The sequence below is a fragment of the Micromonospora sp. NPDC049089 genome (genome assembly GCF_040648775.1).
GTDB lineage: Bacteria > Actinomycetota > Actinomycetes > Mycobacteriales > Micromonosporaceae > Micromonospora.
Genome location: NZ_JBEZEH010000072.1, coordinates 20143 through 29405, shown reverse-complemented (window position 1 = coordinate 29405; position 9263 = coordinate 20143). Strand labels below are relative to the sequence as shown.

Below are 9263 nucleotides of genomic sequence, written 5' to 3'. Positions count from 1 at the left end.
CCAGGAGGCGGTCGAACAGGCCACCGGTGGCCCGTTGAGCTGGGCCGATCTCGCCGCCGACCTCGGCTACAGCGACCAGGCCCACCTGGTCCGTGACTTCACCGCCGTGGCCGGGGTGTCCCCCGCCGCGTACGCCCGCTCGGTGCGCTGAGAGAGCCGGAAGCTGCCAGAGCTGCGAAAGCCGCAGATCAGCGACGCCGCAGGACGACCACGGCGACGTCGTCCTGGATCTCCGGTGGGGCCAACTCCGCCAGCAGCCGGGCGCAGAAGTGGTCGAGGTCACCGTCGACGGTCGCTGCGCTCGCGGCCAGCGCGGCCAGCCCTTCGTCGATGGTGGCGTCCCGTCGCTCGATCAGCCCGTCGGTGTAGAAGACCAGCGTGGCTCCGGCCGGCACCACGAACTCCAGGTCGGCCGGGCGCGGGGCGCGGACGCCGAGCAGCGGCGCGCCGTGCTGCACGAACTCGACCTTGCCGTCCATGATCAGCAGCGGCGGAAGGTGCCCGGCGCTGGCCAGCCGGACCCGTCCGGTCGGTGGGTGCAGCAGCAGGACACAGAGCGTGGCGATCTCGTTCGGCAGCAGCGTCCGCATCAGCTCGTTGACGCGGTGCAGGATCTCGCCGGGCTGGTGGCCCTCGACCGCGTACGCCCGCACCGCGTGCCGCAGCTCGGCCATCACTGTTGCCGCGTGCAGCGAGTGGCCGGCGACGTCCCCGATCGCGAGCAGCAGGTGACCGTCGAGCATCACCAGCTCGTAGAAGTCGCCGCCCACCTCGGTCTGCGCGCTGGCCGGCTCGTAGCGCACCGCGAGGTCCAGGCCGGCCACCGTGGGCAGCCCTCGCGGGAGCAGGCTGCGTTGGAGCGTGACAGCGATCCGGTGCTCCTCGTCGAACGAGCGCTGCCCCTCGACGGCCGCCGCCACCGCCTGGGCCAGTTGCTTGAGCACCGGGGTCTGCGCGGTCTGGGTGGCGGTCGGAACCACCACGTACAGCGGGGCCCGGTCCTCGCGCAGTCGGGCGGCGGCGACTGTCACTGTGTCGTCCGCCGGCCAGTCGACAAGCGCCCAGCTCTCCGGGGCCTCCACCCGCACCGTGGCGCCGGTGGGTACCCCGGTGTCGTCGACGACCCACGGCACCACGCTGGCCGCCGTGCCGGGACCGGCGCAGACGCCCGCGAGGCAGTCACCGTCGAAGGTTTCGGCGACCACCGCCGCCGGGCTTCTGAAGATCTGGGCGGCGCCCTCGGCGGCGGCCTCCAGCAGACGCGCGAAGGTCGGCGCGGCGTGCACCGCGACCGTCGTGTCGGCCAACCCGAGCAGCCGCTCGGCGAGCAGTTCGGCGCGCTGCCGCGCCTGGTAGTAGCGCAGCACCGCCCGGGTGGTGGCGATCAGCTCCTCGGGCTCGATCGGCTCGGTCAGGTACGCGTCAGCGCCCCGGGTCAGCCCCTGGGCGCGGTCGGCCACGTCCACGGCGTGCGCCGACACGTGGATCACCGGCATCGCCGGGTGCCGCATCTTGATCTGTTCGCAGACCTCGTAGCCACTCAGGTCGGGCAGCCGGACGTCGAGGACCACCAGGTCGATCCGGTCCACCTCGACCCGAGCCAACGCCTCGGCGCCGTTCTCGGCCTCCAGCACCGTGAACCCGGCCCGGGTCAGCCAGCTGACCAGCAGGTAACGCTTGGTACGACTGTCGTCGACCACCAGGATGGTTGTCGGCATGCCGTCCACGCCGTCACGCCCCGCCTGTGGGTAGGGAGACGGTGAACGTGCTGCCTTCGCCCTGCGCGCTGGTCAGCTCCAGTGACCCGCCGAGCAGCGTCACCAACCGCCGGGCGTACGGCAGACCGAGGCCGGTGCCGCCGACCCGGGTGGCGCCGGGGATCTGGTAGAACTCCTCGAAGATCCGGTCGTGCAGCTCCGGGGCGATGCCCGGCCCGGTGTCGCTGACCTCGAACTGCCAACGGTCGCCGTGTTGGCTGGCCCGCAGCCGCACCTCGCCGCGCTCGGTGAACTTCAACCCGTTGTGCAGCAGGTTGCGCAGCACCTGACCGAGCAGCACCTCGTCGGTGCGCAGCAGGGCTGGCCCGGTGAGCTCCTCCACGACGAGCTCCACCTCCGGGCGGGTGGCCAGCGCGCGCAGGGTGCCGCGTAGTTGACCGAAGAGCGGCCGCAGGTCGACCTCGGTCACGTCCGGCTCGATCCGACCGGACTCCGCCTTGGCCAGGTCGAGGAGTTCGTTGACCAGGTTGAGCAGGTCCGCCGCCGATGAGCGGATCAGATCGACCTGGCGGCCCTGCTCGTCGGTGAGCGGGTCGGAAGCGGAGTCGGTGAGCAGCCGCCCCAGGCCGATGATCGCGGTGACCGGCGCGCGCAGTTCGTGGCTCACGTTGGCCAGGAACCGGCTCTTCGACTCACTCGCCGCGCGGAGCTGGGCCGACTTCTCGTCCAGCTCGGCGTAGAGGGCGACGACGCCCCGGTTGGTCTCCTCCAACTCCTCGGTGAGCTGGTTGTAGAGCGCCAGCACGCCGCGGTTGGTTTCGGCCAGCTCCTCGTTCAGCACGGCCAACTCGTCGCGCTGACTGCGCACCTCGTCCAGTGCGGAGATGAGTTGGCCGTTCTGCACCGTCAACTCGTCCAGCGCACTGCTCGGCGCGGTGCGGCCGAGTTCGGTACGGAACTCGGCGAGCCGCTCCGGGGTCGGCATCGGCGCGTTGGCCGGGACTCGTCGGGACATCCGTACGACCGTAACCCCCTCGACGGTCGACACGCTCAGTGTGTCGACCAGTCGGGACACCGCGCCGGACTGCGGTTGGTAGCGGTCGTCCGGCAGCGGGGACACCGGGGCCAGGTCGGCGCGCAGGTGGAATCGGCCGTCGGCGCCCGCGTCGACGTGGAAGGAGACGTCCGCTCCCCCGGCCGTCCGCAGCAGGTCCCGGGCGACCTCGCTGAGCGCTGTGGCGATCCGCACCTGGTCCTGGTGTTCGAGGCCGACCACCGCGGCCACCTCGCGCCCCCGCTGGCGGATCACGAAGATGTCCTGTTCGACCCGCAGTGCCATCTGCAGCAGCGGCTGGGCCGAAGGTTCGTCGGTCATACCAAGGACCTTGCGACAAGTACGCAGGCGTCGTCGCGCCGCACACCCACGTCACGCAGCAGCGTCGCCGCCATCACCAGTGGTGACTTCTCCGTCAGGCCCGGGTAGTCGGCCAACCGCCACCGGTCGGCCACCCCGTCGCTGTGCATCACCAGCCTGGCGCCCGGACCGAACGGGTACGCGTACTCCCGGATCGTCGGCCGCTGGTGCCCGGCGATGCCGGGCAGCGAGACCAGCCCGCGACGCTTGTCGTCAGCATCGACGACCACCCCGGAGATGTTGCCCAGGCCCGCGTAGTGCAGCACCCCGGCCTCGGGTGCCAACTCGGCGACCGCGAGTGCGGCACCACGGGTGTGCGACATGCCGCGGTGCAGGTGACCGACCACCGTCGCCGGTGGGCCGGCCGGGGCGTTGCGGAACGCGGCGAGCGCCGCATCGGTGGCGGCCCCGGCCAGCGGGCCGTGCCCCAATCCGTCGCTGACCAGCACCTGGTGCCGCCCGTCGGCGACCCGGACGGCGTACCCGTCGCCGCTCACCGTCTCGCCGGTCAGCGGTCGGGTGAGAGCGCCCGCCCAGGACGGGGACGGCCGTGCCTCGGCAGGCCAGACCTGCACGGCGAGGACTGTGCCCCGGCCGGGCAGCGAGTATCCGTCGAACCAGCTGGCCTGCCGGACGATGGCACCCAGACCGATACCGAGTGTGCCGGTGGTGGAGTGCCCGTCCTGGGACGAGACGGTCAGGTCGGCCATGCCGGGCCCGGAGTCGATCGCCACCAGCTCCACGCCGGCCAGCCCGTCCCGGCGTACCGGTCGGAGCAGCAGGACACCGTCGTCGGCGTGCTTGACCAGGTTGCTGGTCAGCTCGGCGGCAACGATGGCCAGGTCGGCGATGCGCGCCCCGCTCATCTCCACCTGCGCGCCGAGCCGTTCGGCGGCACGCCGGACGGCACTCGCGGCGCTGCTGGACTCCACTCGGAACCAGATGCCACTGTCGGTGACCGCGTCGGCGTTCACCTGGACCACTTGGTGACGGTGATCCGCGTACCGGTCTCCGCTGACGTCTCGATCTGGAACTCGTCGACCAGGCGTCGCGACCCACTGAGCCCGAGGCCGAGGCCGCCGCCGCTGGTGTAGCCGTCGGTCATCGCCAGATCGAGGTCGGCGATACCCGGCCCGGAGTCGGCGAACACGATCTGCACGCCCTTGCGTCGACCGTTGTCCACGATCGTCACCTCGACCGAACCGCCGCCGCCGTACACCAGGGTGTTGCGGGCCAACTCGCTCGCCGCGGTGACCACCTTGGTCTGGTCGACGAGGGACAGCTTGCTGGCCACCGCCACGGCGCGGACCAACTGCCGGACGCGCACCACGTCCTCATCGCTGCGGACCGACTGCGCCTGTGGCTGGCCCAGGTCGACGCCCGCGGTCATGGCGTGGCCGTCTCGGCGTCCGGATCGTCGTCGAGCTGGTGGTCGAGCTCGTCGGCGTGGGCAGCCGCGATCAGTTCCATGCCGCGCTCGACGTTCAGCGCGGTACGGATGCCGTTCAGCGACAGCCCGAGTTCGACAAGGGTGATGGCGACGGCCGGACGCATCCCGACCACCACCGTCTCGGCGTCGAGCACCTTGGAGATCGACGCGATGGCGGAGAGCATTCGCCCCACGAAGGAGTCGACGATGTCCAGCGCGGTGATGTCGATGATGACGCCGTGGCAGCCGGTGTCCACGATCCGCTCGGCCAGATCCTCCTGGAGCTGGACCGCCGTCTGGTCGGACATGTCGAGCTGGATGGAGACGAGCAGGATGTCGCCGATCTTGAGGATCGGTACGCGTTCCATCAGAAGCCCCGGCGCGGCTGGCGACGGGCGGTCTCCACCCCGTTGAGCCGCAGCACGTGGCGCAGCGCGTCGGCGAGGCTCGCCTTGGTGGCGATGTCACCGAACTCGATGCCGAGCGCCACGATGGTCTGCGCGATCTGCGGGCGGATGCCCGAGATGATGCAGTCGGCGCCCATCAGTCGGGCGGCCACCACGGTCTTCAGGATGTGCTGGGCGACCTGGGTGTCCACCGCCGGTACGCCGGTGATGTCGATGATCGCGTACGGCGAGCCGGTGTCGACGAGGGTCTGCAGCAGGCGCTCCATGACCACCTGGGCCCGGGCCGAGTCCAGGGTGCCGACCAGCGGCACGGCGACGACGCCCTCCCAGAGCTTGACCACCGGTGTGGAGAGCTCGAGCAACTGCTCGGCCTGGTCGGCGATCAGGCTCTCCCGGGTGCGGACGAAGCTCTCGAACGTGAACAGGCCCATCTCGTCGACGAGCCTGGAGAAGGCGACGTAGTCCGACAGCGCGTTCGGGCCCCCGGCCTCCTGCAACAGTTCGGCCAGCACGTCCTTCAGCGCGAAGACGCTGATCGTGGTCTCGGTGGCGGAGAAGCCCTGCCGGGCCCGGCCACGAGACAGCTCGGAGAGCGCGGCGCGCAGTTCGGCGGCGCTTTCGGCGGACAGGTCGATGGTGCCCTGCTCGCTCGTGGCGACGATGGCGCCGTGCAGATCCTGGACCTGCCGGCGCAGCTCTGCCTGGCTCAGCCGGCCCCGCAACGAACTGGTGACGATCTCGGTCCACCGAGTCGTGACCCGTTCGTCCTGCCCGCTGAGCAGCGCGGCGAGCCGACCACTTTCTTCGGTGCTCAACGCCATTTCGAACCCCCTTGACCTGGACCGGGCGGACTCTATCACCGGGGTCTGATCAACTACTTGCCCCGTAGCAACGGAATGACGATGGCCACCGGAGGACGGCTCCCGTTCTACCTCCGGGGATGGTCGTGGGATACCGTTCCCCCGATAACAGGAGGTCTGGCGAATGTCGTTGACGGTGCACACGGAACAACGCGGCGACGTGGTCGTCGTGGCGGTCGCGGGCGAGCTGGACATGGCCACCGCACCGCAGCTGCAGGACCAGATCACCGACCTGCTCGACAAGGGCCGCAACCGGCTGGTGTTCGACCTGGCGGACGTCTCGTTCTGCGACTCGACCGGCCTGTCGGTCTTCGTCCGCGCCAAGAACAGCTGCGACGAGGCCGGCGGCGTGGTCCGGCTGGCCGCCCCGCAGCGCGGCGTGCTGCGCATCCTTGAGGTGAGCGGGCTGGTCGAGGTGCTGCACACCTACCCGACGGTGGATGAGGCAGTCGCCGGCGAACCGACGCCGGCTTCCTCCTGACCTGACCGTCGGCGTGCGTCACTCGTCCTCGACGTAACGGGGACGAGCGATCGCCATGCCCGCCGTCGTCTGCACGGCGAGGGCACCCAGCAGGAACCCGATCGGCGCGGTCCAGCCGCCGGTGGCCTCGTAGAGGATGCCGACCATCAGCGGGCCCAGGGCGGCGATCACGTACCCCGTGCTCTGCGCGAACGCGGAGAGCGCCACGGTGCCCTCGGCGGTGCGGGCGCGTAGGCCGATGGCGGTCAGGATCATCGGGAACGCGCCCTGCCCGATCGCCAGGAGGGCGACCCAGAGCAGCGCGGCGCCGTGCGGTGCGAGCGCCAAGCCCAGGTAGGCCAGTGCCGACGCGGTGGTCAGTCCGAGCACCAGCGGCCGCAGGCTGCCGAGCCGACCGGCCAGGGTGGGCATCAGCAGCGCGATCGGCACGCCGAGCGCGGTCACCCCGGCGAGCAGCAGCCCGGCCGACTCCGGCTGGTAGCCGGCGTCACGGAACAGTTGGGCCAGCCAGCCCATGATCGCGTACCCGCTGAGCGACTGCGCCCCGAAGTAGACGGCCATCGCCCAACCGAGCCGGGTCCGCGCCGGCCGGACCCGCGTGGGCGTGGCGACGACCGCCGTCGGGGTCACCCGCCGCGCCGCGGCGCGGGCCCGCAGCGCCAGCGGCACCCACGGGAGTACGGCCACCGCGGCCATCGCGGCCCACACGCCGAGCCCGGCCCGCCACGACCCGAAGGCGTGCGCGATCGGCACCGCGGAGGCGGCGGCCACCGTCGTACCCACTGTCAACGCCATCGTGTACGCGCCGGTGACCAGGCCGGTGCGGTGCGGGAAGTGCTGCTTGACCAGCATCGGCAGCAGGATGTTGGCGACCGCGATGCCGGACAGCGCCAGCGCGCTGGTGAGCACGAAGATCAGGGCCGAGTCGGTGGCGACCCGGAGCACCTGGCCGACGGCGAGGGCGAGCATGGCGACCATCAGCACCCGGGCCGGCGCCACCCGGCGGACCAGCCACGGGGTGAGCGCGCCGAGCCCGGCGAACGCGATGGTCGGCAGGGTGGTGACGAGGCCGGCGGTGACGCCGGAGAGGCCCAGCCCGTCGCGGACCTCGTCGAGCAGTGCGCCGAGGCTCGTCACCACGGCGCGCAGGTTGAGCGCGACCAGCAGCATCCCGACCAGCACCAGCGCGCCACCGGTCGCCGGGTGCGTCCGCCCGCCGGGGCCGGGGTCCCGCGTCGGACGACTGTCGATGGCGACGGGGGCGGGCAGCGCCGGAGCGGCGGTTGGTGGCGGGGTCATGACCCTTAACCTACAATCATGGGATGAATTTGGGACCGGTGATGTAACCAGTGCCACCGTCGGTTGAATTCCCCTCCGCACCGCCGGCACCGCCCCGCGGCCAGCCCGCCGTGCCACCACGCGGCCACCGGGTCCGGCAGACCACCGAGCAGCTCCGCGCCCGCATCCTCGGCGGCGAATGGCCCGTCGGAGGGCGCATCCCCACCGAGCCACAACTGGTCGCCGCGCTGGGCGTCGGGCGCAACACCGTCCGTGAGGCGGTCCGCGCCCTGGTGCACGCCGGGGTGCTGGAGTGCCGGCAGGGCTCCGGTACCTACGTGGTGTCCACCGACGAACTGGCCCCGGTGGTCGCCCGCCGACTCGGCGACGACCGGATGACCGAGGTCATCGAGGTGCGCCGCGCGTTCGAGGTGGAGGCCGCCCGGCTCGCCGCGTTGCGGCGTACCCCGGAGGACCTGGCGGCGCTCGACGGCGCGCTCGCCCAGCGCGAGGCCGCCTGGCACGGCGGCCGGGTCGACGCGTTCGTCGAGGCCGACGCGGCACTGCACACGGCGGTGGTCGCCGCCGCGCACAACGCCATGCTCGCCGAGCTGTACGCCTCGGTAGGCACCGCCCTGCGCAGCACAGTCGCCCAGGCCATGGGCGATGAACTCACGCCCGAGCGCTACGTCGACCACACCCGGCTGGTCGAGGCGATCCGGGCTGGCGATCCCGGCCGGGCGGCGCTCGAAGCCGGCGCTTTTCTGGAACCCGCCGAACGGGCATAGGTTGTGCCCGACAGAAAAGCGGACACCTCGGGAGTACGAATGCTCAAGGGCTTCAAAGACTTCATCATGCGCGGCAACGTCGTCGACCTGGCGGTCGGTGTCGTCATCGGCGCCGCGTTCACGGGCGTGGTCACCCAGCTGACCAAGTCGTTCCTCGACCCGCTGATCCGGGTCTTCGTGCTGCTCATCACCGGCAGCGACAAGGGTTTGGCCGGCACGGCACCCAGCTTCCGTGGCATCCCGTTCGACTGGATCGCCTTCGTCAACGCGGTGATCACCTTCCTGCTGACCGCGCTGGCGCTCTACTTCCTGGTCGTCTACCCGATGAACCGGCTGGCCGAGCGGCGCAAGCGGGGCGAGGAGCCGCCGCCCTCGGCGCCGAGCGAGGAGGTCAAGCTGCTCACCGAGATCCGGGACGCCCTGGTCTCCGCCGGCCACACCACCCCCGGCCAGCAGCGTGGGGCGCTGGACGACGTGCTGGGCCGCCGCCCGGAGCCGCCGACGCAGCGCTGACCCGAACGGATGCACATCGGCCCCTGCGGGATTCCCGCAGGGGCCGCATCTTCTCGTACGTGTGTTCGATAGAGTCCCGCCATGGAGCAGCGAAAGCACTGGTGGAACGGGAAGTGGGGGCGGCTGGCCCGGCGGGACGTCTTCCTGCGGGTGGACGCCGACCGCTGGCACGTCGAGCAGCGGGCCGGCGGCGCCGAGGGCATCTCCCGTTTCTACGAGTACGGCAGTGCGGACGAGGCCGAGGACACCGTCCGGGCGCTGCTCGACGGCCCGGACACCTGGCGGGAGCTGTCCCCCCGCCCGCCCGGCGGCTGGACCCTCCCGAACACCTGAGTGCGCGGAACACCGTGCACGGGCGCGAGGGTGCTGGGTGCC

12 protein-coding genes are annotated in these 9263 nt (G+C 71.6%); 5 read left to right on the top strand and 7 right to left on the bottom strand.

Annotation, left to right across the window (positions count from 1 at the left end):
* Positions 1-34: 34 nt before the first annotated feature.
* The gene (locus AB0B48_RS14920) at positions 35-151 is read left to right on the top strand and encodes an AraC family transcriptional regulator (RefSeq protein WP_357201061.1); all 117 of its coding nucleotides are present in this window, start codon (positions 35-37) and stop codon (positions 149-151) included.
* 37 nt (positions 152-188) lie between these two features.
* Here the strand turns inward: AB0B48_RS14920 and AB0B48_RS14915 are convergent, their stop codons facing one another.
* Genes AB0B48_RS14915 through AB0B48_RS14890 form a run of 6 tightly spaced genes read right to left on the bottom strand, consistent with a single transcriptional unit; the run spans position 189 to position 5789 of the window.
* Positions 189-1718, bottom strand: a complete 1530-nt coding sequence (locus AB0B48_RS14915) for a SpoIIE family protein phosphatase (RefSeq protein ID WP_357201051.1) — start codon at positions 1716-1718, stop codon at positions 189-191.
* A 13-nt stretch (positions 1719-1731) separates the two neighbouring features.
* Positions 1732-3093, bottom strand: a complete 1362-nt coding sequence (locus tag AB0B48_RS14910; protein WP_357201048.1) for a sensor histidine kinase — start codon at positions 3091-3093, stop codon at positions 1732-1734.
* Entirely contained in the window at positions 3090-4106 is a 1017-nt protein-coding gene (locus AB0B48_RS14905; protein WP_357201058.1) for a SpoIIE family protein phosphatase, read from the bottom strand. The genes AB0B48_RS14910 and AB0B48_RS14905 overlap by 4 nt, the downstream gene beginning before the upstream one ends.
* Complete coding sequence (locus AB0B48_RS14900) at positions 4103-4522, bottom strand: anti-sigma regulatory factor (protein WP_357201045.1); 420 nt, start codon at positions 4520-4522, stop codon at positions 4103-4105. The genes AB0B48_RS14905 and AB0B48_RS14900 overlap by 4 nt, the downstream gene beginning before the upstream one ends.
* Entirely contained in the window at positions 4519-4929 is a 411-nt protein-coding gene (locus tag AB0B48_RS14895; RefSeq protein WP_355004782.1) for an STAS domain-containing protein, read from the bottom strand. Before AB0B48_RS14895 ends, AB0B48_RS14900 begins: the two co-directional genes overlap by 4 nt.
* Complete coding sequence (locus AB0B48_RS14890; RefSeq protein WP_357201041.1) at positions 4929-5789, bottom strand: STAS domain-containing protein; 861 nt, start codon at positions 5787-5789, stop codon at positions 4929-4931. The genes AB0B48_RS14895 and AB0B48_RS14890 overlap by 1 nt, the downstream gene beginning before the upstream one ends.
* Before the next feature lie 163 nt (positions 5790-5952).
* On the opposite strand from AB0B48_RS14890, the gene AB0B48_RS14885 reads away from it, so the two are divergent.
* The gene (locus tag AB0B48_RS14885; protein WP_030332365.1) at positions 5953-6309 is read left to right on the top strand and encodes an STAS domain-containing protein; all 357 of its coding nucleotides are present in this window, start codon (positions 5953-5955) and stop codon (positions 6307-6309) included.
* 18 nt (positions 6310-6327) lie between these two features.
* Here AB0B48_RS14885 and AB0B48_RS14880 read toward each other — a convergent pair whose 3' ends face one another.
* On the bottom strand, positions 6328-7608 hold the full coding sequence (locus AB0B48_RS14880) for an MFS transporter (protein WP_357201037.1): 1281 nt from the start codon (positions 7606-7608) through the stop codon (positions 6328-6330).
* Positions 7609-7718: 110 nt separating this feature from the next.
* Between AB0B48_RS14880 and AB0B48_RS14875 the strand changes: the two genes are divergently transcribed.
* The 3 genes from AB0B48_RS14875 (at position 7719) to AB0B48_RS14865 (ending at position 9221) form a co-directional block, all read left to right on the top strand.
* A complete protein-coding gene (locus AB0B48_RS14875; protein WP_357201034.1) occupies positions 7719-8375 on the top strand; it encodes a FadR/GntR family transcriptional regulator in 657 nt (218 codons plus the stop codon).
* A 39-nt stretch (positions 8376-8414) separates the two neighbouring features.
* Positions 8415-8888 carry a large conductance mechanosensitive channel protein MscL gene (gene mscL / locus AB0B48_RS14870; RefSeq protein ID WP_355004779.1) on the top strand — a complete coding sequence of 158 codons (474 nt, stop codon included), beginning with the start codon at positions 8415-8417 and terminating at the stop codon, positions 8886-8888.
* An 81-nt stretch (positions 8889-8969) separates the two neighbouring features.
* A complete protein-coding gene (locus AB0B48_RS14865; RefSeq protein WP_030332357.1) occupies positions 8970-9221 on the top strand; it encodes a hypothetical protein in 252 nt (83 codons plus the stop codon).
* The last annotated feature ends 42 nt before the right edge of the window (positions 9222-9263 follow it).